The following is a 23,459-nucleotide window of genomic DNA, read 5'->3' on the forward strand; positions in this document are numbered from 1 at the left end:
GGTCCATGTCTTTTGTTTCACCTCAGCCTGTTGTGGTTGAGGAGCTCAACTCACCCCTTAAGGCAAGTTGAAATTAGGGGAAATAAATACTGATTTTTCAGCTTATAAATGCCCTTCGGCTTTCAGCTCTTGAATGGTATTTTGAATTGCATGACGTAAAGTCTTCACTGCAAAATCAACTTGCTCACGGGTCAAGATCAGTGGTGGAGACAACACATTCATGTGACCGACTGGACGCACGATCAGCCCTAATTTTTGACAATGATTGGCAATACGTTTTCCAACACCTACCGAACGATCGAAGAGTTCTTTGGTTTGTTTATTACGTAAGTTTTCAATACACATCATGAATTTTTTGCCACGTACTTCACCGACGATTTCAAGATCAGCCAAGGTTTTTAACTGTTCCTCAAAATAAGCGCCCATGTCTTGCACATGCTCACAAATATTTTCTTTTTCAATGATTTCAATATTTTTCAGTGCAGCAACACAACTCACTGGATGACCTGAATAAGTGAAACCATGGGTTAACAGACCGCCTTCATGGTGTGGTTTGCTGATCGCATCATAAATTTCATCAGAGATAATGGTTGCACCTAATGGCAAGTAACCTGAAGACAAGCCTTTGGCACAAGTAATGATGTCTGGAACGATGCCAAATACCGCCTCTGAAGCAAACATATGCCCCAAACGACCAAATGCAGTCACCACTTCATCAGACACATACAACACGTTGTACTTTTTACACACGGCTAAGGTCTTGGCATGATAGCCTTCTGGTGGAACAATCACACCGCCTGCACCCATAATTGGCTCAGCAAAGAATGCTGCAACGTTATCTGGGCCTAACTCCAAAATCGTATCTTCCAGTTCCTGTACTTTTTCATTACAGAAATCTTCCATCGATTGAGATTCAGGCTTACGGTATGGGTTCGGGCATGAAACGTGATGGACTAATTGATTGTGAATCTCAAAGCCAACATGATCGGCTTCAATCCCTGTTAGGGTCATACTGATATAAGTACTGCCGTGATAAGCATCCTTACGTGCAATCAGTTTTTTCTTAGATGGCTTGCCAATTTGATAAAAATAATGATGAATCAAACGCACAGCGGTATCATTGGCAACTGAACCACCACAACCATAGAACACATGGTTTAAGTTACCCGGTGCTAGCTCTGCCAGTTTGGCCGCCAACTTCGCTGCTGGCGCAGTGGTTTGATGTCCAAATGGAGAGTAATAAGGCAATTGCATAATTTGCTCAGCAACCGCATCTGCAATTTCTTTACGTCCATAGCCGACATTGACACACCATAAGCCACCGATACCATCTAGGTATTTATTGCCATGTGCATCATAGACATAGACATTTTCGCCTTTAGACATAATTAAAGAGCCTTCGTCTTTAAATGTCGAAAAATCAGTCCATGGGTGAATTACATGGTCTTTATCTTTTTGCCAGATATCTTGAATATCAATTTCTACTGGTAATTTAGAGTTCATCGTTGTCCGTCCTCAATATTCGCAGTACTTCTTTTAGAAGCCTGCATTTCCTACATTTTGCTCTTGGCTAAAATCGTTAAATAGTTGCTGCATGCGCTGATGAATCTTGCGCAGCATGTTGTTTGTCATAATTTAGAATGGCATTCAGCAAGACATCAGCACCTTGTGCAGCGTCATTCGCATAAATGTCTTCTGCTTCGTTATGGCTGAGTCCATTGATACATGGAATAAAAATCATGGTCGTCGGACAGTGTTTGGCAATGTTGATTGCATCATGGCCTGCGCCGCTGACAATGGTCTGATTGCTATATCCCAAGCTGTCCACAGCATCTTGTACAGTTGCAACACAAACGCGATCAAAATAGGTCGCTGGGCTTAACCAATGTTGTGAAATGCTGATCTCTAAATCTCGTTGTGCTGCGAGTGAATGCAATAGTTGATGCGTTGCTTGTTCCATTGCTTTGAGCTGGGCATCATCTGGATTACGTAAGTCAATGGTCCACTGGATTTGACCAGGAATGGTATTACGTGATGAATTCGCGACCTGCATTTCACCAAATGTCACCAAACCTTCTGGGAATTGTTCCAAAATGCATTGCTCTAAAGCCACAATCATTTCAGCAGTCCCGACCATGGTGTCTTTACGCAGATTCATTGGCGTAGTGCCTGCGTGTGCAGCACGACCTTTGGTTTCAACATCCAGCCAGAGAATCGCTTGTCCACCCGTCACCACACCAATTGAAATCTCGTTTTTTTCCAGTACAGGGCCTTGCTCGATATGCGCTTCGTAATAGGCTTGGAATGGACGAGCCAATGGGTAATTGCCAAGTTGTCCAGTACGCACCAGTTCCGCAAAAACGGAAACACCTTGTTTATCTGTGCTGTCATAAATTTGTTGCTTGGGAATAACACCCGCGAAAGCCGCAGAACCCATCATCGCTGGGGTAAAACGTGCACCCTCTTCATTCATCCAAACCACAAGCTCAAGTGGATGTTCCGTGCTTATTTTTTCTTCAGCTAAACGCTGTAAAACTTCCATACCCGCCAGCACGCCATAAATTCCATCAAAGCGACCGCCTTTAGGTTGTGTATCAAGATGACTCCCCATCACAATCGGTAAAGCACTTTCGTTTCGACCTGCACGGCGTAAAATCAGATTTCCGACTTCATCATAATGAACTGAAAGATTGATTTTTTCTGCCCATTCCAGCAGTAAAGCTCGACCTGCAATATCTTCATCACTGAGTGCTAAACGGGTATTGCCGCCCTGATCAGTCGCACCAATTTTTGCCATTTCCATGAGCATTTGCCATAATCGCTCTGCATTCACTCTCATTGTCTTGCACATCCCTTTTTTAAATATCTTTAGAGTCGCCTTAGTATCCACTTTGATAAATAATTCAAGAAAAGACGAGTACCAATTTCAACACTGCTTTAGGAACCAATTTCACAGCCACTCAGAAAGACTTTAAAAAGCATTATTTTTCAATAAAATAACCAACAGGAAAAAGAATAAAATTATATTTTTTAAAGTGCTCAATTGCCTATTATTAAACCACTGTAAATCAGCTTTAAATTTGAATTGGCTCCTACCCTTATTTTTCTGTTTTATAGGTAAAACATGTTGGTCTTATTCGGCGGAAAAATATGATGATGACGTTATTATTTTCTCTTCTCATCATAATAAAAAAAGCCTCAGGTCTATGCTAAAAATAAGATGAATTCATCTATATTTTCAAAACATTGGACCTAAGGCTGTTTATTTTACAAGAGTAGATTTTATAAATCTTAAAGTGATCAATTAGAATGTTCTAGTCAAACTAAACACCACAGTTGAATCGGCATTTTTCAAGGCCTTATTCACATTGCCATCGGCATAATACAGATCAAAAATAAAATCCTGATAGTTAAAATCGACGCCTACTTTATAATCATAAAAATGTTTCTTTTCATCAGTTGCCCACAGTAATTCATAGGCCTCGTTACTTGAGAACTGGTTATAGGCAGCCTGTGCATAAGCATTCCATTGGTCAGCGACAGGATAGCGATAACCGACCTCATAACGCAGCATCTTCCCTGTTTCGAGGGTGTAGTCTGGTGAATAATAAAATGATAGATTCAATTGATCTTGTTGATTTAACAGCCCTGATGTAAATAGCCCAATTGAATATTCTTCAAAATCGACCTGTGGCAAAGCTTTGTCTGCACCAGGGTAATTGACATCTAAGTACTGTAAATTCAGCCTTAAGTGATCATTGAAGTGGTAATCATAGCCAAGGTAATATGCAAGCTCTATGCTACTACCAATATCTAACTGTACATTTGATGCAGAAAGCTGTGTATACAATCCTGAATCATGATCTACTCTTAAATTACCTTGTAAGGCAGGCTGGCCTTGAGTTAAAGATGCTCCACGCCAATAATAATCTGTTAAAAATGCCAGCGAACCACTGACAGTAAACTGATCCTTTAAAGCCTTCTGTTCTGCGGCTTGCACATCTATTGCCGAGAAAGTTGCTGATGTAAAAATCGCTAACATCACTGTATTTTTTATCATTCACTTATTCCATTAGTACATGATTATTCTTGAATTTTCATTGTCTTTAATTTTGAAATAAAACCGAGAACCAATTTAAATAAAAATATAGGAACCATTTACTTTTTAAGCAAAATACATTTAGCCATGATTTAAAATCAAGTCGCTAAAAATAAAAAAAAGCCCGCAGGCTTTTTTTTATTTCACTCAATTTATTATTTACTATTCAGCTTACCGTCATAAACTTTTTCACCCGCAAACCAAGTCTGAGCCACTTTCCAATCCTTAATGTCTTTGTTTAATGGCGTTTGTAAAGCACCCTGTAAAATCACAAAATCTGCCCATTTCCCTACGCTAATACTACCGATTTCAGTGCCCCAGCCTGCGACATTGGCGGGTGCTTGGGTATAGGCATATAAGGCTTCATCCAGACTCAAGGCATTATCGCTATAACGGGTCTTGCCATTATATTCGCGGAATACTACATCACTTAACTGTAGCATTGGATTTTCAGGGGCAGTTGGCCAATCACTCCCTAAAACCATAGATGCGCCACTACTCAATAACGACTGCCACGCATAGCTATAAGGCATTCGTGCCTCTCCTAAGCGCTCTTCTTGATAGTTTCCAGAAATAGCATGGTCTGGCTGCATTGAAGCAACAACGCCTAATTGAGCAAACCGAGGAATCGCTGCTTTAGATAGCACTTCAATATGCTCAATTCGGTTGATGAACTGACGATGGTTTGGGTTATTTTCAATCGCATTCAACACCATATCTACACTTTTATCACCAATGGCATGAATGGCAACAGGAAAACCCGCATCATTCGCTCTTTTTACTAAATCATTGAGTAAAGGCTGGGACGTAATCGGCTCAACATTAAAATGAAGTCGATCTGCATAAGGTTCATTCAGTGCAGCGGTATAATTCATTAACGTTCCATCAACAACATATTTAATAAAGCCGAAACGAAACTGTGGCCCTTTCTGCCACTGCTGCTCTTTTTGGATGAAATTTTGATTTAATTCATCTCGCTTCATAGTATAAGTTTTAAAATGTGCTAGAGAGGCTTGTTCTTTACCCGTCATTAACCCAAAACGAATACGCATCGGTAATTGCTTTTGTGATTCAAGTAAAGCTGGGTAAACACTGGCTAATTCAGTCGACATATCATGTACAGAAGTAATCCCCAAACTATTAAAGTGGGCAACGATTTGCTCAATGGTTGGAAGTGCCGCTTTACCCGAAAGTAGTGAGTCACTGTATTTAGGATTTCTCAAAATCAATTGTATTCCAGCCGTCGCTTTAAAAATCCCCGTTGGTTCACCTGTTTGCGGGTCTTTGAGAATCTCACCGCCTTCAGGTGTTTTGGTATTTCTATCAATTCCCAGCAACTGCATTGCCTTACTGTTTACCCAAACAGTATTATAATCAATATCTAATAATACGACTGGTCGATCAGGAACAATGGCATCCAACTCCTGACGTGTTGGCATGCGGTTATCCTTCATTGCACTGACATCCCAACGCCCACCGACTAACCAAGCATCCTTCTTGAGTTCTCTATCACGTTTGGCAATCAATTTAAACCATTCTTGCCTATCATTAATACCAAACAGATCAACTCCTTGCCATAATTCAAGGCCACCTAAAAGATGTGTATGAGAGTCAGTCAACCCAGGGAGCACTGTTTTACCTTGAGCATCAATTACTTGAGTTTCTTTATTAGTCATATTCTGAATAAAAGCATTATTGCCAACAGCTAAAAACTTTCCATCTTTAACTGCAAATGCTTGTGCTTTGGGCTTCGCTGGGTTTGAAGTGCGAATATCAGCATTAATCACAATGATATCAGCTTGTGGCATTTGTGCATTCACACTGAAAGCGATCATCGAAGCACCGACACATAACAACAATTTCTTTTTCATAAATCCTTTATTCCATTATCCATGTTTGTTTTTCACTTTTGATTGTCCGTACTTTTGCAATAAAACCGAGGACCAATTTAAATAAAAATATAGGAACCATTTATTTTTTAAACAAAGTTATTTTAGTTTTAGTTAAAAATAAATATGCGAAAAATAAAAAAAGCCCGTAGGCTTTTTTTATTTCACTCAATTTATTATTTACTGTTCAGCTTGCCGTCATAAACTTTTTCACCCGCAAACCAAGTTTGAGCCACTTTCCAGTCTTTAATGTCTTTATTTAATGGCGTTTGCAAAGCCCCTTGTAAAACCACAAAATCCGCCCATTTTCCTACACTAATACTTCCAATTTCATTGCCCCAGCCTGCAACATTGGCTGGTGCTTGGGTATAGGCATACAAGGCTTCATCTAAACTCAAGGCATTATCGCTATAACGCGTCTTGCCGTTATATTCGCGGAACACGACATCACTTAACTGTAGCATTGGATTTTCAGGGGCCGTTGGCCAGTCGCTGCCCAACACCATCGACGCACCACTACTCAATAACGACTGCCACGCATAGCTATACGGCATTCGTGCTTCACCGAGACGCAACTCCTGATAATTACCAGCAATCGCATGGTCTGGCTGCATGGAAGCGACAACGCCTAATTCAGCAAAGCGAGGAATTGCCGTTTTAGTGGTAACTTCAATATGTTCAATCCGATTCAGCAGTTGGCGATGTTTCGGGCTGTTTTCAATCGCATTCAATGCCATATCCACACTTTTATCACCGATGGCATGGATCGCCACAGGAAAGCCCACGTCATTGGCATTTCTCACGATGTCATTCAATTTTGGCTGTGAGGTAATGGGCTCGATGTTGAAATGATGTCGATCTGCATAAGGTTCATTCAATGCTGCGGTATAGCTCATCAGCGTACCATCAACAAAATATTTCATATAACCAAAACGGAACTGCGGCCCTTTCTGCCACTGCTGCTCTTTTTGGATAAAACGTTGATTGAGTTGATCCCGTTGTTTGGCATAGCTTTGCAGTTGTGCCAGCGTTGCCTGATCTTCCCCAGCCATTAATCCAAAACGAATCCGCATCGGTAACTGTTTCTGTGACTCAAGCAAAGCAGGATACACTGTAGCGAGTTCAGCCCACATATCATGTACCGAGGTTATTCCCAAGCTGTTAAAATGAGCAACGATTTTTTCAACCACTGGGATTGCGGCTTTGCCTGAGAGTAATGCTTTTGTATATTGCGAGCTGGCTAAGATCAGTTGATTGGCTGCCGTTTCTTTAAAGATTCCTGTCGGCTCGCCTGTTTGTGGATCTTTAACAATCTCACCACCTTCTGGTGCTTTGGTATTTTTATCTATTCCCAGCAATTGCATCGCCTTGCTGTTTACCCAAACGGTATGATAATCAATATCCTGTAACACCACAGGTCGATCAGGCACAATTGCATCCAGCTCCTGACGTGTTGGCATACGATTGTCCTTCATGGCGCTGACATCCCAACGCCCACCGACCAACCACGCATCTTTCGCAAGTTCTTTATCTCGTTTGGCAATCAATTTAAACCATTCTTGCCGATCGGTGATCCCAAATAGATCCACACCTTCCCAAAGTTCCAGACCACCCAATAAATGAGTATGTGCATCGGTCAAACCAGGTAGGACTGTTTTGCCTTGGGCATCAATCACCTGTGTTTTTGGACTTGCCATATTTTGAATAAAGGTATTATTACCAACAGCCAGAAACTTGCCATCTTTAATTGCAAATGCTTGTGCTTTCGGTTTGGCTGGATTTGAAGTTCGGATATCTGCATTCATCACAATGATATCCGCTTGTGGTGTTTGTGCCTGAGTCCCGAAGGTCATCATACAAACGCTGAGTCCTAAGCATAATTTCTTTTTCATAAGTCCGTTATTCCATTATCCATATTTATTTTTGCACTTTTCATTTTCTGTGATTTTTGAATAAAACCGAGAACCAATTTGGTTGAAAACATAGGTACCATTTAAATAAGTATGAAAATCGAGATGCAATAGATCTCAAAAATTACCCCGCATTTTCAATGCAAAAAGCACCTCATCGCTGAAGTGCTTGAATGAATAAAAAGGTCTGAAGAAAGGAGTACGCTCGTTCAGACCATCAATCATTTTCAATTAAGAAATATCGACACACATATATTTCAGTTCCAGATATTCCTCAATCCCAAATTGTGAACCTTCACGACCTAAACCGGACTGTTTAATTCCACCAAAAGGTGCGACCTCATTGGAAATCAGCCCTGTATTCACACCGACCATACCATATTGCAGTGCTTCGCCTACCCGCCATTGGCGTGCCATGTCTTGGGTAAAAATATAACTCGCCAAGCCAAACTCCGTATCATTGGCCATCGCAACAGCCTCAGCTTCATCATTGAAACGGAACAACGGCGCTAATGGACCAAAGGTTTCTTCTTTGGCAACTTTCATTTGCTGAGTGACATCTCTTAAGATGGTCGGTTCAAAGAAGGTTTTCCCTAAGGCATGCACTTGACCACCGACGACAATTGAAGCGCCGTGACTCACCGCATCGGCAATATGCGATTGCACTTTTTCAACTGCGTCTTGATCAATCAGTGGACCTTGTGTCACTCCTTCTTCACGTCCATCCCCGACACGAAGTTGCTGTTCAACGGCGATTTTTAAGCGCTCACAAATCGCATCATAAATCCCGTCCTGAACATAGATACGGTTGGCACAGACACAGGTTTGTCCGCTGTTACGGAACTTGCTGACCATAATGCCCTGTACGGCGCGCTCAACATCTGCATCATCAAAAATAATCACAGGGGCATTGCCACCCAGCTCTAAAGAAAGCTTTTTGATGGTTGGCGCACATTGTTTCATCAAAATACGACCAACATCGGTTGAGCCTGTAAAGCTGAGTTTACGTACCGTATCACTTGCACATAAAGTTTGCCCGACAGCCACCGCATCACCACTGATCAAAATAAATAGATCAGCAGGTAAGCCTGCCTGCTCTGCCAGTACCGCCAAAGCATAGGCAGTTAACGGAGTCTGTTCCGCAGGTTTGACCAACATCGAACACCCCGCAGCCAAAGCAGGTGCAATTTTGCGAGTGATCATTGCGGCTGGGAAATTCCACGGCGTAATCGCTGCGGTCACTCCAATCGCTTGCTTAAGCACAATCAAACGCTGCTGTGATTGAACAGGTGTTAACACGGAACCATCGACACGACGCGCCTGTTCTGCAAACCAACGGATGAACGAGGCTGCATAACTAATTTCTCCGCGTGCTTCTGCCAGCGATTTTCCTTGCTCTGCGGTTAAGATTTGTGCCAAAGCTTCACGTTGTTGCAAAATCAACTGATACCACGCCAGCAGAATATCGGCACGTACCAAAGCAGTCTGCTGCTGCCATTGAGCTTGAGCTACGGCTGAACGCGCAATCGCGGCTTCAACGTCGGCTTGGTCAGATGCTTTGACCCAAGCCAAAGCTTGTCCTGTCGCCGCATCATCCACTACAAAATAATGTTCAGTTGGCGCCGCATCAAAACGAATATCTGGATGATTTAATAAAGCCTGCAAGTTGAGATCAATCATGCTTCAGCTCCTGCGAGCTTTTGTAATGCAGGTTGTTGCGCTGCAATTGCATCTTGAATAATCACCAGCGCTTGATTGAACTGAACCACAGGAATCGTCAATGGATATAAGAAACGAATCACATTGCCATGCTTGCCACAGGTTAAAAGTAATAAACCCTGCTCCATGGCATATTGCTGAATGGCTTTCGCCACTTCTGGTTTCGGTTGACCCGTGACATGATCACCAAATTCAACTGCCACCATCGAACCCAATGCACGAATATCAATAATATCATTTGAATATTTTTGTGCCGCTTTGAGCATTTCTACTAATTCATCACCGAGTACATTGGCACGTTCACATAACTGTTCATCTTCAATCACCTCAATCACGGCATTGGCTGCGGCAATCGCAAGTGGGTTACCCGCATAAGTACCGCCTAAACCGCCTGGATTCGGTGCATCCATCACTTCAGCACGACCGACCACACCTGACAGAGGAAAACCACCACCCAAGCTTTTTGCCATGGTAATCAAATCTGCTTTGACTGGATAATGCTGCATCGCAAACAGTTGCCCAGTACGCGCAAAACCAGTTTGCACTTCATCAGCAATTAAAAGAATACCGAGTTCATCACAAATCTTGCGCAGTTGCTGCATAAACTCAACTGGTGCAACATTAAATCCGCCTTCACCTTGTACAGGCTCTAGCACAATTGCAGCCACATCATGTGCCGCAATATCTTCACTAAAAATTTCTTCCAGGCTAATCAAGGCATCATTCACAGAGATTCCTTTAGACGCCACTGGATAACGGGCATGGAATACGCCTGCGGTCATGACACCAAAGTCACGTTTATAAGGGGCTGTTTTGCCTGTCATCGCCATAGTCATAAAAGTACGACCGTGGAAACCACCACCAAAGGTGATAATGCCATGACGACCCGTTGCAGCACGCGCAATCTTCACTGCATTCTCAACAGCTTCAGCGCCTGTGGTAAAAAATGCTGTTTTGGCAGGGCCATCAATCGGCGCACGAGCATTAATCCGTTCAGCCAGAGACACATAACTTTCATACGGTACAATTTGATAGGCCGTATGGGTAAATTTATTCAGTTGTTCAGCCACTGCTGCGATGACTTTTGGATGGCGATGCCCCGTATTTAAAACTGCAATTCCACCGGCAAAATCAATATATTCGTTTCCTTCCGTATCCCACAAAGTCGCATTGCTCGCACGTTCAGCATACCATTGGCACATCACGCCAACACCGCGTGGGGTTGCTTGCTGTTTACGAGCATTTATTGCAATATGCTTTGCATCCATTTTGTTACCTCTATACGACAAAACAATAATCTTTTTGGGCATTTAAATTGCTTCATGGCAATGTATTGCTGAAACAAGGCTAAAATGCGCTATGGGTACTTAATGTGTACCTTTTATAAGGAATAGACGAGAGCCACTTTTGGACTAAAGGAGAGAGCCAATTGCGTACCCTGTTAGGAGACTACCTGTTACAGCATTTACAACAGGCCAGTGAAGGGACTTTACCCGCTCGGGTTTTTCATTGTTTAAGAGATGCCATTTTGGAAGGCATTCTTGCACCCAATACTCGTCTTCCAGCATCACGTGATTTGGCCAATGAGCTGCACGTTTCACGTAATACCGTGCTCAATGCCTATGAGCAATTACGTGCTGAAGGTTATATTCAAGCGCATACCGGTCGAGGCACTTGGGTCTCAGAGACACTACCTGAAAGTTATATTCAGGTCAGCACTACACCAAGCTATGCTGCTGCAAGCACAGAAGATACAACACGAACGCTTTCTCAGCGTGGGGCGAGTTTGCTGCAACATGCCGCTGCCTCCCCGTATCAGTGGGGTGCCTTTGTCCCCGGTGCGCCTGATGTCACCGAATTTCCGCATGCCGAATTTAATCGGATCAAATCGCGTCTCAGTCGGCAGCCTGAAATTGCCAATTTGATCTACAGCAATGCTGGAGGATGTATGGAATTACGCCATGCATTGGCGGATTATTTGCGCATTGCCCGTTCAGTCAATTGTGAAACAGACCAGATTATTATTACCGAAGGCATCCATCAGGCGGTTGATCTGGTGTCACGCGCTTTATGTGATTTAAATGATCATGTCTGGATTGAAAATCCGGGCTATTGGGGTGCCAAGAATATTCTGCGTATCAATGGCCTCAATATTGTTCCGATGCCTGTCGATGCCGAAGGCATTATTCCAGAAGAACATCCAGCTACCCCACCACGCCTGATTTTCGTCACCCCGTCTCATCAATATCCTTTGGGTTCGCATCTCAGTTTACCTAGACGTAGAAAATTGCTGGATTTGGCTCAACAGCATGGTAGCTGGATTATTGAAGATGACTACGACAGTGAGTTCCGTTTTTCAGGTCAGCCTTATCCATCATTACAGGGTTTGGAAGACAATCCGCCTGTGATTTATATTGGAACCTTTAGTAAAACCATTTACCCTGCCTTGCGTATTGGCTATATGGTCGTTCCGAAACAACTGGTACAGCCCTTACGCACAATTTCGGCTGAACTGTATCGAGGCGGTCACTTACTCACTCAACGTGCCTTAGCCGAATTTATTCGTGAAGGACATTATGCAGCACATATCCGCCGGATGCGTCTGCTGTATAGTAAAAGACGGAAGTTTCTGATTGAACTGATTCACCGCTATCTGGGCGATGTATTTGTACATGCGTTTAATCATGATGCTGGACTACATCTGGTACTCAAATTACCTGATCACGCCAATGATGTTGAAATATCTGCACTGGCACTGTCGCGCGGCGTCAATGTCCGCCCATTGTCACAATATTATTCAGGTGTCGATACCCCAATTCAATCAGGCCTATTGCTTGGATTTGCCTGTGTGCAGGATCAAGACATGACTTTTGCCTTTAGTATCTTACGTCAATGCTTGATTGAAAATGCTGTTGAGCTTTTTCCACAGAACCGTTGATCACAGTAAAATAGCACTTGGTTTAGAAGGTCAAGGCAACACTCTTGTATGAATTCACACCTCAACCAAGTGAAACTGAATCAGCAGTTCAATCTGAACTAAAAACAAAGATCTAAACTGACTTTGACCCGATCTAAAACGATTAAGGTCCGATAGGTTTTTACATCTTGATTATCGGCAAAATGCTTTCTGACTAAGGCTTCAAAATGAGATAGATTATTGGAGAGCATAATCATAATAAAAGACACCCCGCCATTGACGAAATAACATTGCTGAATCTCGTCTACGCCAGCAAAGTATTGCTTGGCCCGATCCATCACCACGGAACGATCCTCGCTTAAACGGACCTCGATAATGGATGTGACCTTCTCTCCAAATCGCTTTGGATTCAGTACCGCACAATTCTTTTCAATAATCGCTTCCTGTTCCATTCGAACAATACGCCGTTGTACCGATGCCTGAGATAGACCAATCTGTTCCGAAATCTGCCGATGTGAAGTTTTATTATCCTGCTGCAATATTCTTAAAATTGCATAATCAAAATGATCGAGTGAAAGTTCTGCCATGAATTAATTCCTCATCTTTCTTCGATAATAGAGTGAATAACCCACAGACTTCAATCAATAAGCGCAATTTAATCATCCTTCAGGAACTAAAATCTCATGATCAAGCTCTAGGTCATCGACATGCGTGCGTCTGTTCAGAATAAACAAGAATTTGCTTTGGCTGCAGCATGCCTATCACTTGCCTCGGTACAAATTGGGGCTGCAATTGCCAAAACCCTATTTCCGATCTTTGGTGCTGAAGGAGTTGCGCTGATTCGCTTAAGTTTCTCAGCTCTATTACTTTGGATAATTTTCAAACCTTGGCGTAGCTTTCATCCCCAAATGGATTGGAAAAACCTGATCATTTATGGGTTGATTCTGAGTCTCATGAATCTTTTGATCTATAAGGCATTTTCCCATTTGTCGATTGGTATTGCCATTTCAATTGAAGTCTTGGGTCCACTCACCGTTGCCATTGTCATGTCAAAACTGAAACAGGATTTACTCTGGGGTGCTTTGTCGTTTATTGGGCTGATGTTATTACCTTTGGGTAGTACCAATCAGAATTTCAGTTATATCGGCATGTTTTATGCGCTTGCCGCAGCATTCTGTTGGGGCATGTATATCATTTACGGTACTAAAGTCGCCAAAGGCGGCAGCAATACGGTGGCGATAGGCATGTTGGTGGCAACTCTATTTGCGCTACCCTTTGGCATCTCTGATCTGAATCAGCTATTTCATTCTTATTGGATTTTGCTGCTCTGTGTTTTGGTATCGCTACTTTCCAGTACCATTCCGTTCTTACTGGATATCTTTGCGATGAAAAAGCTCGAACCGAAAGTGTTTGGAATTTTACTGAGTGCCTCTCCTGCGGTCAGTGCCCTTGCTGGCTGGCTCATCTTAAAAGAACATCTCAACCCGTATCAAATCTCGGGTATTGCCATCATCATGCTCTCGTGTGCAGGTTGCTCCTATTTCTCCTATAAAAACAATAAGGCCTAAACTTCAACGCATAGGCCTTATCATGCTGTTCAATCAGTCTAGGTGCAACGCTACTGTTCGACTACTTTTCTTCTTTCGGGTCACGATCAGTCCACAGATCACGACAATGAAGGTTACGCTCAAAGATAAAGTGGTTTCATAGCTATATTGAGGTGACAGGAACATATAGCCTAGTACGCTCATAATCACCACAATCACAAACCAAGTCAGCCACGGAAATAACCACATTTTAAAAGGCACAGCAGCCCCAACATTGTCTAATTGGGTGCGCAAACGGAGCTGTGATACGGCAATCACCAAGTAAACTACCAATGCAATCGAACCCGTGGTTGACAGTAGAAATCCAAATACTTGTCCAGGAAATAAATAATTCACTGCACAACAAACCAATCCAATCAATGTCGAAGCAAATACTGCGATGGTCGGGACACCTGCTGCATTAATTTTTGTGACCATTTTGGGTGCTTCTTGACGAGCCCCTAAAGCAAATAGCATACGTGAAGAGGTATAGACAGCCGCATTCATACAGCTTGCCACCGCAATAAATACCACAGTGTCCATAATTAACTTGGTTTGAGGAATATTCAGACTGACCAAAACATACTGAAAAGTACCCAATTTTTGTAAATCAGGTGAACGCCAATCGACCAAGGCAACCGCGAGGAAAATTGAAACCACAAAGAATAAAATAATCCGATACAAGACTAAATTGGTTGCTCGTTTGATTTTTTCTTCAGGATTTTTAGACTCCGCCGCAGCAATCGAAAGAATTTCGATGCCAAAGAAGGAAAATGCTGAGATTAAAATTGCAGATAGCACACCGCCCATACCATGTGGCATAAAGCCGCCATTGGAAAAGAGATTGCCCACACCACTGACATCTTTAGCTAAAGGCCACAGTCCAAACACGGCAGATGCGCCAATCACAATAAATACGAGAATGGCAATCACTTTAATCAGCGCAAACCAAAACTCAAACTCGCCAAAACTTTTGGTGCTAAAGAAGTTTGCCAAACTCAGCAGAATAATAAATGCAAAGGCGTAAATGGCACTGGATACCTGTGGAAACCAAGCATGCAAAATTTCGGCACCTGCAATGGCTTCAATTGGGATCACCAAAACCCAGAACCACCAATACAGCCAGCCCACACTAAAACCCGCCCAAGGGCCAATTGCTTTACGGGCATACGTTGAAAATGAACCTGTGTCAGGCTGTGCAACGGCCATTTCACCGAGCATACGCATGACTAAAAAAACCAGAATACTGGTAATAATATAAGCCAGTACAGCAGCGGGACCTGCTTTGGCAATTGCAGCGGATGAACCGACAAATAAACCTGCACCAATCACACCACCAATACTGATCATAGTGACATGGCGGTTCGAAAGTCCTTCACCTAATTTTGTTGTTTTTGCGCTATTCATATTTTATTCCTTAAAAATACGTCTTAAAAAACCGTTAATTACATGTTTAAATTCCTATAAAAATAAAAAGGGAAAACCAATGGTCTCCCCTTGAGCAAAAATTAATTTAAAGTTGGCATGGCAAATTGTTTCGCCTCACGAATCTGTGCGGATGGCCAACGTTGGGTGATGGTTTTACGGCGGGTATAGAAACGCACGCCATCTGGCCCATAGGCATACAGATCACCAAACAGTGAACGCTTCCAGCCGCCAAAACTGTGATAGGCAACAGGTACAGGTAATGGCACATTGATCCCGACCATGCCCACTTGGATGTTATTGGTAAAATAACGCGCCGCCTCACCATCGCGGGTATAAATACAAGTGCCGTTGCCATATTCATGGTCGTTGATCAACTGCATGGCTTCTTGCATGGTCTCGACACGAATCACTTGTAATACCGGCCCAAAAATTTCTTGTTGATAGCTGGTCATCTCTGCTGAAATTTGATCAATCAAGGTCGGCCCGACAAAGAATCCATGTTCGTAACCGACAGGTTTAGCATCTCGTCCATCCACCACAATTTTAGCACCTTGTTGCTCGGCACTTTGGATATAAGCTTGTACCTTCTGTTTATGTGCTTGCGAAATGAGCGGTCCAAAGTCATTACTGGCATCGGCATAATGACCAAACTTCAATTGCTGCATTTCTTGCTTGAGCTTGGCAATCACCACATCGGCCACTTCATCGCCAATGGCCACCGCAACAGACAAGGCCATACAACGCTCACCCGATGAACCAAAGGCTGCACCTAATAAGGAGGTCACCACATTATCAATATCGGCATCGGGCATAATGATCGCATGGTTTTTTGCACCACCTAAGGCCTGACAGCGTTTTCCTGTCGAGGTGGCAGTCCGATAAATATATTCTGCAATTGGCGTTGACCCCACAAAACTGATGGCTTGGATTTTGGGATGATGCAGTAAAGCATCGACGGCTTCTTTATCACCATTGACCACATTAAATACGCCATCTGGCAAGCCCGCCTGTTTAAGTAACTCAGCCAAATAGAGTGCGGCTGAAGGAGCCTTTTCCGAAGGCTTTAAAATAAAGCAATTGCCACAGACAATCGCCATCGGGAACATCCACAACGGCACCATTGCAGGGAAATTAAAAGGGGTAATCCCTGCAACCACACCTAAAGGTTGAAACTCACTCCAAGAATCAATATCTGGACCAACATTTTTAGAATACTCACCTTTTAAAAACTCAGGTGCACCACAGGCATATTCCACATTTTCAATGCCACGCTGCAATTCACCTTTGGCATCATGGCAAATCTTGCCATGCTCTTGCCCGATCAATTCACACAGGGTTTCAGCATTTTCTTCAAGTAATTGTTTGAACTTAAACATCACCCGCGCACGTTTGATTACTGGCGTATCGCGCCATGCAGGGAAAGCCTGTTCTGCAATCTGCACTACCTGATTCACTAGCGCTGTATCTGCCAATGCCACTTCTTTGCTAATCTCACCGGTTGCCGGATTATAGACCGCTTGTTTTCGACTGGATTTGGTGACCAAACCACCTTGAATAAAATGCCCAATCAATTGAGGGGTTGAGGCTGGAGCTGAATCCGTATTGCTGAACGCATTGGCATTAAAATGTTCTAAATTATTCATCTGTATTCCTTGTCTCTGTATCTTATTTTCCGTTTGCTTTTGGCAGGTACCCACCCAAGCTTTATTTCACTTGGTAAAGGGTTTCACCCACAGCATTGATCAACCGTGATAATTGCGTTTCGGTGCTGTTAAACATTGGACCAAACTGAATGGTGTCTCCGCCAAAACGCACATAGAAACCGGCTTTCCACAACTTCATACCAATTTCAAATCCACGAATGGTGCCATCGCCATCTCGTGGCGCAAGCTGTAATGCCCCAATCAAACCGCAATTGCGAATATCAATCACATTCGGTGCACCTTTTAACTCATGTATCAGCTTTTCAAAACTTGGAGCCAAAGCCGCTGATTGAGTGATCAGGTTTTGATTTTCCAATACATCTAAAGTGGCTAAAGCAGCGGCACAGGCAACGGGGTGCCCTGAATAGGTATAGCCGTGGGTAAATTCAACCGCATGTTCAGGCAAGTCTTGTTGCATAAAGGCATCATAGATTTCGCGACTTGCGACAACGCCGCCTAATGGAATGGCACCATTGGTAATTTGTTTGGCAAACGTCAGCAGATCAGGTGTTACATCGAAATATTCAGCCGCTGTCCATGTGCCCATGCGGCCAAAGCCCGTAATCACCTCATCAAAGATCAGCAGGATATTGTGTTGATCACAGATTTCTCGCAGGCGTTTTAAATAACCTGTTGGCGGCACAATACAACCTGCCGAACCTGAAACAGGTTCAACAATCACTGCGGCGATATTCGATGCATCATGTAGCTCAATCAGCTTGAGCATTTCATCAGCCAGTTCAATTCCACCTGTTTCAGCGCAGCCTTTGCTAAAACTGAGATGCGATTGCAAGGTATGTGGTAAATGGTCCACATCCATCAATTGACCGAACATTTTACGGTTGCCACCAATACCTCCCAGACTGGTACCTGCCACGTTGACCCCATGGTAGCCACGAGCACGTCCAATCAATTTGGTTTTGCTCGGTTGACCTTTAATCCGCCAATAAGCTCTTGCCATTTTGATCGCAGTATCTGCAGACTCAGAACCCGAATCGGTAAAAAATACATGCTGTAGCTTTTCTGGCATGTGCTGCACAATTTTCTCAGCCAATTGAAAAGACAATGGATGTCCAAATTGGAAGGCAGGTGAATAATCCAGTTTTGCCAATTGGCGACTCACCGCTTGCTGGATTTCAGGCAAGCTATGCCCTGCACCGCAAGTCCATAATCCTGACAATGAGTCATAAATCTCACGTCCTGTGCTGTCAATCAAAGACGAACCTTTGGCAGCCACGATAATGCGTGGGTCTTGATGAAAGTTACGATTGGCGGTAAACGGCATCCAATGTGCTTGATAATTTAACTTTATAGCAACGTCTGACGGACTGGCTTCCAATGCATCATCACGGTCATTTGTGGTGTCGATATCAAACATAATCACTCTTCTTGTTTTGGGTTTATGTTTGGAGTGTACAGCGCGTTATAGTTTTGATAAATTCAAATTGTCTTGAGTTTAGATATAAAAAAGCAAAACTAAATGAAGCCTAAAAAATTAAATCAAGTGACTGATTTTGATATAAAACTGCTCAAAATTTTTAAAACGGTGTGTGACTGCCACAGCTTTAGCGCTGCGGAAAGTCTACTTGGCATCAGTCGTTCTGCGATTAGTCTGCATATGAGTGATCTGGAAAATCGGCTCGGAATTCGGCTGTGTCAAAGAGGTCGAGCGGGCTTTGCCCTGACCGATGATGGTCGTGAAATTCTGGAATATATTGAAGTGTTGAATGCTTCGATTGAAGACTTTCGAGCCAAAATCAATCAAATGCATAATCAACTCAAAGGTGAATTTAATATTGGGATTATTAATAATTTAGTCACCATGCCTAGCGCCTATATCACCAATACCCTTGCGCTATTGGCGGATGAAAATCCAGAAGTGGTGATTAACATCAGTATGAGTACCTTGTCCGATATTGAATGTCGTGTCTTGGACAATCGCTTACATGCAGGTGCAATCCCTTTGGTCACGCCATTATCTGGCTTAGATTATTTTGATTTATATAGCGAAAAGTCTTTGCTCTACTGTGGTAAAAATCACCCGCTATTTCAACATTTAGGTGACATACAAACAGCGGACTTAAAACAGTGGCATGCGGTATTGCCCAATTATGCAACGACAGCAGAGGCAACAAAATTACATCAACTTCTGGATTGTTCAGCAACCGCCAGTGACCGTGAAGGGATCGCATTTCTGATCTTAACCGGAAAATTTCTCGGTTTTTTACCTGATCATTATGCAAGGAAATGGGTGCAAGATGGTTTTATGCAGCCTATTTTACAGGACGTGATGCATTACAGTACCCCGATCTGTCTGATCACCCATAAAGGCAAAAACTACAATATGATTTTAAAAACCTTTATGGATATCCTGAAAACCAGAATCATGCCGTTGACTTAAGCAAAGGCAGAATACAAAAGTCGATGCGTTGGGCGCATCGACTTTGTTTTATCAATCAGGATGCATTGCTATGCTTCACCTGTTTCAGCGATGTTTGTCGCTGGATTGACTGTGCTTTTACTTCCACTGTCTGACTCATGCCGTTTCAGCACCAGCACCGCAAAAATTGCAATAATCGCAGGGATGGCAATCATCACAAAGTTCAGCTTATGCGGTAGACCTAAGGTCAGCAACATCCCTGTTAAAATTGGCCCGACAATAGCACCAATTCGCCCAACTGCAGATGCACAGCCAATACCTGTCGAGCGCACACTCAATGGATAAAATTGCGCGACATAACTATATAAAAGGATTGAAGTACCAATAGTTGCAGCACCCGCAATCGTCACCAAACCATATAAAATATAGGCTGGAGAGTTATAACCGAGTCCGACCAAGGCAAATACCCCTGCCACAAACATGGTTAAAATCACAGGCTTTAAGTGGAATTTATCTGACAGTATCCCACCAAAAATTGCCCCAAGCATGGCCCCGACATTCAACGCTAGCAGGAATAGGATACTTTTACCCAATGAATAGCCTGCTGCCAGCATCAATTTTGGCAACCAACTACTCAATGCATAGACCATCAACAAGCACATAAAGAATAACAGCCAGAACATTAAGGTACTTAGAGCACGTCCATGTTGAAATAAAGCTTTGGCAGAACTGCCTGTATCCAGATGATCGTCATTCAAGCATAAGCGTGTCTCAGTGCTTAATGCCTGTTCTGGTGCAATTTTTTGAATGATGGCATGGGCTTGTTCAGTCTTACCGCTTTTCACTAAAAAAGTCAGTGACTCAGGTAAAAACTTCCATAGAATGGGTAACAGCAATAATGGAATACCGGCAATCAAGAACATAATTTGCCAGCCTTGGCTTTCGACTAAATAACTGCCCAACAATGCCGAAATAATTCCACCAATGGCATAGCCACTGAACATACTGCCAACCAAGGTACTGCGTATCCGTTTCGGTGCATATTCAGAGGTTAACGCCACCAAATTCGGCATCACCCCGCCAATGCCTAAACCGGCTAAAAATCTTAAAATACCAAATTCAAAAGGCGTCGATGCAAATGCACCCCAAAAGGTAAAACCACTAAAAAACGTCACACAAATCAAGATCACATTTTTGCGACCGATTTTATCTGCCAAAGCCCCGAATAGCATGGCACCAAACATCATGCCGCATAAGGCAGTACTGGCCAACATACCCGCCTGTACCGCGGTGAGTGACCATTCCTGCATCAATACAGGCAAAACCACACCATAAATAACCAGGTCATAACCGTCAAAAATAATAATCAATAAGCACCAAAGCAAAATGCTCCAGTGAAAAGGGGTAAATTTTGCTTGGTCAATAATTGCATTGACATTCAACGTCGATGTTGCCATTTAATCATCTCCTCTATGAGATAAATTCTTGTTCATTTTTAAAACGACATACTGCACCCTAAAGAAAAACAGATTATTCAAGGCCTTGATTAAAAATCGTAACTCGCCATCATATTGAAGCGGTTATCGATCCCATTACGGCCGTCAAAGGTTTCACGCTCGCCATAGACATATTCCACCCCCAAGGTGATGGGTTTATACGGGTTGTACATGGCATTGATCCAGCCTTGCCAAAGCTGCTTGTTTTGAGTTGCATTATTTTTTTGAATTTCAGCGAAAGTATTGTCATCCTTGGCTTTCATATAGCCGTAGCCCAAAGTTGAGCGAAGCTTCGAATTAAACTGATGGGTTAGACCTGCTGAAATGGTGTCGAATTCATTGCTCTGAATATGATTTTTATCATCAATTATATAGCTGTTATTGGTCCAAAGCAGGAAGCGGCCATCACCTTTAACATGGTAATAATCGGCTTTTAAGAAAGTTTGTGGTGTCAGCTGATATTTACCGCCGAGCCCTACACCCCATGCCCATTCCTCATCATTACTGGTCTTTTTCTCGGCCATAAAAGTACGACCTGACAACAGTGAACCATTGGCAAATTTATGGTTCAACCGCCCAACTAAAGCAGGCAATCGCATTTCATTATCAGGGTCGGAAGTTGCGGTATATTTAGGGTCTTCAATCGCGACAGAAAAACTAGTATTGGCTGATAAGTTATCGCTATAACGTACCAAAGGTGAACGTTGTAATGCCCCACCGACATAGGTTCCCGCATCAATGGTTTCTGGATAATACTCAGGTGCAATAAAGGTTGACCAAGTCTGACCAATCAACCATTTATCAAAAGTTAAATAGGCATGACGAATACGGAATTGATCGCGTGTGCTACCTCCAAAGAAATCCATTTCCAGCTTACCACCAACATCGCCAACGGCTGTCGGTGTTTTAAAGTTTAAGCCCAAACGAGTGACATTGACGGTTGAATGCAAGCGGTCTTTCTGCTGGGCTTCCTCGGCAGTATGTTCCAGTGGTACGCCACTGATATTGTTATACATGGTCGATGCACCTTTGGCCTGATAAGAAGCATCGGCACGGAGATAACCATATAAATTGACTTCAGCCCCGCCTTTGCTGATATTCAGTTTTGGAGCTTGTGCCTCCGTCACCTGTGGCGCAGCAGCTACAGCAACTGGAGCTGTCGATTGTGTCTGAGCAGGTTGTTTTACATACTGTTGCAGCATGGCGCGCAACTCTTGAACTTCTTGTCTGAGTTGTGCAATTTCAGCACTTTCAGTTCCCGAATAAGCAGAGGACATGGCCGTTAAAACTGCCGTTGCCAATATGCTTTTTTGTACCGTTAAAATAAACTTTTTCATTAAAATCAATTTCCTTTTCGGCTGATCTTAAAACCCGTTTTAAGATCATTCTTTGTTTGTGTTTTTCCTTTGTCGCACAGATGTACCACATCACATTTTTTATTCTAAAAATTCAAACCATTGATTTATTTAGTTTTCACCTCCTATTTAAATAAATAGCCACTTTTTTCAAGACAGCAGAACCGAGCAGCGGCTATTGCAGCCACTGTTAAAAACTTCAGTTAAAAGCTAAAAATTAAGTTGCTGTTCTAATGTTGAATTCCTTGTTGAGAGAAAACAGCCTTGCCAGAAAGTTCCGAGGTCAAAATATCCTCCTGTCTTTTCTGGGCAATCAGTCCCTGATAAGTTAAAACTTGGCTAAAGCAATGCACTTGTTGAAAACCAGTACTGCAAAGAAGTTGCTGATAGGCGTCAAAAGTGAGCGTGAAAAAGTCTTGTGCTAAACGCTCCATCATGGCGTGGCTCTGCTCGGCACTCAGACCATTGCTCTGACACAGCAGTGGCAATGCTTTCAATTGTTGAGGTTCTTCACAGGCCATCAGGTCATAAGTCATGAGCAATCCATCCGCTTTTAATCGCTGTGATATTTCAGCAAAGAAACTCGGTTTAAGCGCATGCGGCACAAAATGCGCAACTAAAATTGACAAGGCCACATCAAATTTTGGCTGTGTAGGCAATGCAGCTGTTTCACCATGAACAAATTGCACCCGCTCGGACTGACCCAGTGCCTGAATCAAGGCTTGTGCTTTCTGCAACATACTCAAAGAAGGATCAACAGCCGTAAAAGTCCACGTTGGATGCCGTTTCAATAAATATTCAAGCTCATAGCCTGTGCCGCAACCAACAATTAAAATCTCTGCGTCTGCACTTAAAGCGGATTGTAAAATCGCATCGACTTGTTGATGCATCAGCTCATAACCTGGAATCAGACGACGGATATGATCATCATAGCGTTCCACCACTTTCTGACTGTTAAAATCTTTCGCCATTTGATC

At 42.9% G+C, this 23,459-nt stretch carries 17 protein-coding genes; 3 read left to right on the forward strand and 14 right to left on the reverse strand.

Going from position 1 to position 23,459, the window contains the following annotated elements:
- Window positions 1-102: 102 nt before the first annotated feature.
- The 7 genes from A7P54_RS01165 to A7P54_RS01195 all read right to left on the reverse strand — a co-directional run bounded on the left by A7P54_RS01165 (window position 103) and on the right by A7P54_RS01195 (window position 10,885).
- A complete protein-coding gene (locus A7P54_RS01165) occupies window positions 103-1,503 on the reverse strand; it encodes an aminotransferase (protein ID WP_004808078.1) in 1,401 nt (466 codons plus the stop codon).
- A 76-nt stretch (window positions 1,504-1,579) separates the two neighbouring features.
- Window positions 1,580-2,839, reverse strand: coding sequence for a Zn-dependent hydrolase (locus A7P54_RS01170; protein ID WP_171548395.1), 1,260 nt, complete (start codon window positions 2,837-2,839; stop codon window positions 1,580-1,582).
- A gap of 465 nt (window positions 2,840-3,304) precedes the next feature.
- The gene (locus tag A7P54_RS01175; protein WP_171548396.1) at window positions 3,305-4,060 is read right to left on the reverse strand and encodes a TorF family putative porin; all 756 of its coding nucleotides are present in this window, start codon (window positions 4,058-4,060) and stop codon (window positions 3,305-3,307) included.
- A gap of 194 nt (window positions 4,061-4,254) precedes the next feature.
- On the reverse strand, window positions 4,255-5,970 hold the full coding sequence (locus A7P54_RS01180) for an amidohydrolase (RefSeq protein WP_171548397.1): 1,716 nt from the start codon (window positions 5,968-5,970) through the stop codon (window positions 4,255-4,257).
- A 194-nt stretch (window positions 5,971-6,164) separates the two neighbouring features.
- A complete protein-coding gene (locus tag A7P54_RS01185) occupies window positions 6,165-7,880 on the reverse strand; it encodes an amidohydrolase (protein ID WP_171548398.1) in 1,716 nt (571 codons plus the stop codon).
- A 249-nt stretch (window positions 7,881-8,129) separates the two neighbouring features.
- Complete coding sequence (locus A7P54_RS01190; RefSeq protein WP_171548399.1) at window positions 8,130-9,578, reverse strand: NAD-dependent succinate-semialdehyde dehydrogenase; 1,449 nt, start codon at window positions 9,576-9,578, stop codon at window positions 8,130-8,132.
- The gene (locus tag A7P54_RS01195; RefSeq protein WP_171548400.1) at window positions 9,575-10,885 is read right to left on the reverse strand and encodes a 4-aminobutyrate--2-oxoglutarate transaminase; all 1,311 of its coding nucleotides are present in this window, start codon (window positions 10,883-10,885) and stop codon (window positions 9,575-9,577) included. Before A7P54_RS01195 ends, A7P54_RS01190 begins: the two co-directional genes overlap by 4 nt.
- Before the next feature lie 161 nt (window positions 10,886-11,046).
- On the opposite strand from A7P54_RS01195, the gene A7P54_RS01200 reads away from it, so the two are divergent.
- Window positions 11,047-12,555: a PLP-dependent aminotransferase family protein gene (locus A7P54_RS01200; RefSeq protein ID WP_171548401.1), complete on the forward strand. Its 1,509-nt coding sequence runs from the start codon at window positions 11,047-11,049 to the stop codon at window positions 12,553-12,555.
- Between the two features lie 98 nt (window positions 12,556-12,653).
- Here A7P54_RS01200 and A7P54_RS01205 read toward each other — a convergent pair whose 3' ends face one another.
- Window positions 12,654-13,121, reverse strand: a complete 468-nt coding sequence (locus A7P54_RS01205) for an Lrp/AsnC family transcriptional regulator (protein WP_005202754.1) — start codon at window positions 13,119-13,121, stop codon at window positions 12,654-12,656.
- A 120-nt stretch (window positions 13,122-13,241) separates the two neighbouring features.
- Here A7P54_RS01205 and A7P54_RS01210 point away from each other — a divergent pair, with 120 nt between their 5' ends.
- Complete coding sequence (locus A7P54_RS01210; protein WP_171548402.1) at window positions 13,242-14,102, forward strand: EamA family transporter; 861 nt, start codon at window positions 13,242-13,244, stop codon at window positions 14,100-14,102.
- A 33-nt stretch (window positions 14,103-14,135) separates the two neighbouring features.
- On the opposite strand, the gene A7P54_RS01215 is transcribed toward A7P54_RS01210, so the two are convergent.
- The 3 genes from A7P54_RS01215 to A7P54_RS01225 all read right to left on the reverse strand — a co-directional run bounded on the left by A7P54_RS01215 (window position 14,136) and on the right by A7P54_RS01225 (window position 18,635).
- Complete coding sequence (locus tag A7P54_RS01215; RefSeq protein ID WP_171548403.1) at window positions 14,136-15,527, reverse strand: amino acid permease; 1,392 nt, start codon at window positions 15,525-15,527, stop codon at window positions 14,136-14,138.
- Window positions 15,528-15,628: 101 nt separating this feature from the next.
- Entirely contained in the window at window positions 15,629-17,191 is a 1,563-nt protein-coding gene (locus A7P54_RS01220) for a CoA-acylating methylmalonate-semialdehyde dehydrogenase (protein WP_171548404.1), read from the reverse strand.
- Between the two features lie 61 nt (window positions 17,192-17,252).
- The gene (locus A7P54_RS01225; RefSeq protein ID WP_171548405.1) at window positions 17,253-18,635 is read right to left on the reverse strand and encodes an aminotransferase class III-fold pyridoxal phosphate-dependent enzyme; all 1,383 of its coding nucleotides are present in this window, start codon (window positions 18,633-18,635) and stop codon (window positions 17,253-17,255) included.
- A 96-nt stretch (window positions 18,636-18,731) separates the two neighbouring features.
- On the opposite strand from A7P54_RS01225, the gene A7P54_RS01230 reads away from it, so the two are divergent.
- Entirely contained in the window at window positions 18,732-19,652 is a 921-nt protein-coding gene (locus A7P54_RS01230; RefSeq protein ID WP_171548406.1) for a LysR family transcriptional regulator, read from the forward strand.
- Between the two features lie 68 nt (window positions 19,653-19,720).
- On the opposite strand, the gene A7P54_RS01235 is transcribed toward A7P54_RS01230, so the two are convergent.
- The 3 genes from A7P54_RS01235 to A7P54_RS01245 all read right to left on the reverse strand — a co-directional run bounded on the left by A7P54_RS01235 (window position 19,721) and on the right by A7P54_RS01245 (window position 23,453).
- Window positions 19,721-21,088 (reverse strand): MFS transporter, encoded by a 1,368-nt coding sequence (locus A7P54_RS01235; protein ID WP_171548407.1) that lies wholly within the window; start codon window positions 21,086-21,088, stop codon window positions 19,721-19,723.
- Between the two features lie 89 nt (window positions 21,089-21,177).
- Window positions 21,178-22,464, reverse strand: a complete 1,287-nt coding sequence (locus A7P54_RS01240; RefSeq protein WP_171548408.1) for a DcaP family trimeric outer membrane transporter — start codon at window positions 22,462-22,464, stop codon at window positions 21,178-21,180.
- Window positions 22,465-22,712: 248 nt separating this feature from the next.
- Window positions 22,713-23,453 (reverse strand): class I SAM-dependent methyltransferase, encoded by a 741-nt coding sequence (locus A7P54_RS01245; protein ID WP_171548409.1) that lies wholly within the window; start codon window positions 23,451-23,453, stop codon window positions 22,713-22,715.
- Window positions 23,454-23,459 lie beyond the last annotated feature (6 nt).

The organism is Acinetobacter sp. Ac_3412 (assembly GCF_013072675.1).
Taxonomy (GTDB): Bacteria; Pseudomonadota; Gammaproteobacteria; order Pseudomonadales; family Moraxellaceae; genus Acinetobacter; species Acinetobacter higginsii.

What these genes read in the sequence shown, in the direction of transcription:
- A7P54_RS01205 (WP_005202754.1), bottom strand. Translation starts at nt 13,121, where the DNA reads ATGGCAGAACTTTCACTCGATCATTTTGATTATGCAATTTTAAGAATA.
- A7P54_RS01165 (WP_004808078.1), bottom strand. Translation starts at nt 1,503, where the DNA reads ATGAACTCTAAATTACCAGTAGAAATTGATATTCAAGATATCTGGCAA.
- A7P54_RS01175 (WP_171548396.1), bottom strand. Translation starts at nt 4,060, where the DNA reads ATGATAAAAAATACAGTGATGTTAGCGATTTTTACATCAGCAACTTTC.
- A7P54_RS01180 (WP_171548397.1), bottom strand. Translation starts at nt 5,970, where the DNA reads ATGAAAAAGAAATTGTTGTTATGTGTCGGTGCTTCGATGATCGCTTTC.
- A7P54_RS01215 (WP_171548403.1), bottom strand. Translation starts at nt 15,527, where the DNA reads ATGAATAGCGCAAAAACAACAAAATTAGGTGAAGGACTTTCGAACCGC.
- A7P54_RS01170 (WP_171548395.1), bottom strand. Translation starts at nt 2,839, where the DNA reads ATGAGAGTGAATGCAGAGCGATTATGGCAAATGCTCATGGAAATGGCA.
- A7P54_RS01240 (WP_171548408.1), bottom strand. Translation starts at nt 22,464, where the DNA reads ATGAAAAAGTTTATTTTAACGGTACAAAAAAGCATATTGGCAACGGCA.
- A7P54_RS01220 (WP_171548404.1), bottom strand. Translation starts at nt 17,191, where the DNA reads ATGAATAATTTAGAACATTTTAATGCCAATGCGTTCAGCAATACGGAT.
- A7P54_RS01185 (WP_171548398.1), bottom strand. Translation starts at nt 7,880, where the DNA reads ATGAAAAAGAAATTATGCTTAGGACTCAGCGTTTGTATGATGACCTTC.
- A7P54_RS01210 (WP_171548402.1), top strand. Translation starts at nt 13,242, where the DNA reads ATGCGTGCGTCTGTTCAGAATAAACAAGAATTTGCTTTGGCTGCAGCA.
- A7P54_RS01190 (WP_171548399.1), bottom strand. Translation starts at nt 9,578, where the DNA reads ATGATTGATCTCAACTTGCAGGCTTTATTAAATCATCCAGATATTCGT.
- A7P54_RS01230 (WP_171548406.1), top strand. Translation starts at nt 18,732, where the DNA reads ATGAAGCCTAAAAAATTAAATCAAGTGACTGATTTTGATATAAAACTG.
- A7P54_RS01235 (WP_171548407.1), bottom strand. Translation starts at nt 21,088, where the DNA reads ATGGCAACATCGACGTTGAATGTCAATGCAATTATTGACCAAGCAAAA.
- A7P54_RS01195 (WP_171548400.1), bottom strand. Translation starts at nt 10,885, where the DNA reads ATGGATGCAAAGCATATTGCAATAAATGCTCGTAAACAGCAAGCAACC.
- A7P54_RS01245 (WP_171548409.1), bottom strand. Translation starts at nt 23,453, where the DNA reads ATGGCGAAAGATTTTAACAGTCAGAAAGTGGTGGAACGCTATGATGAT.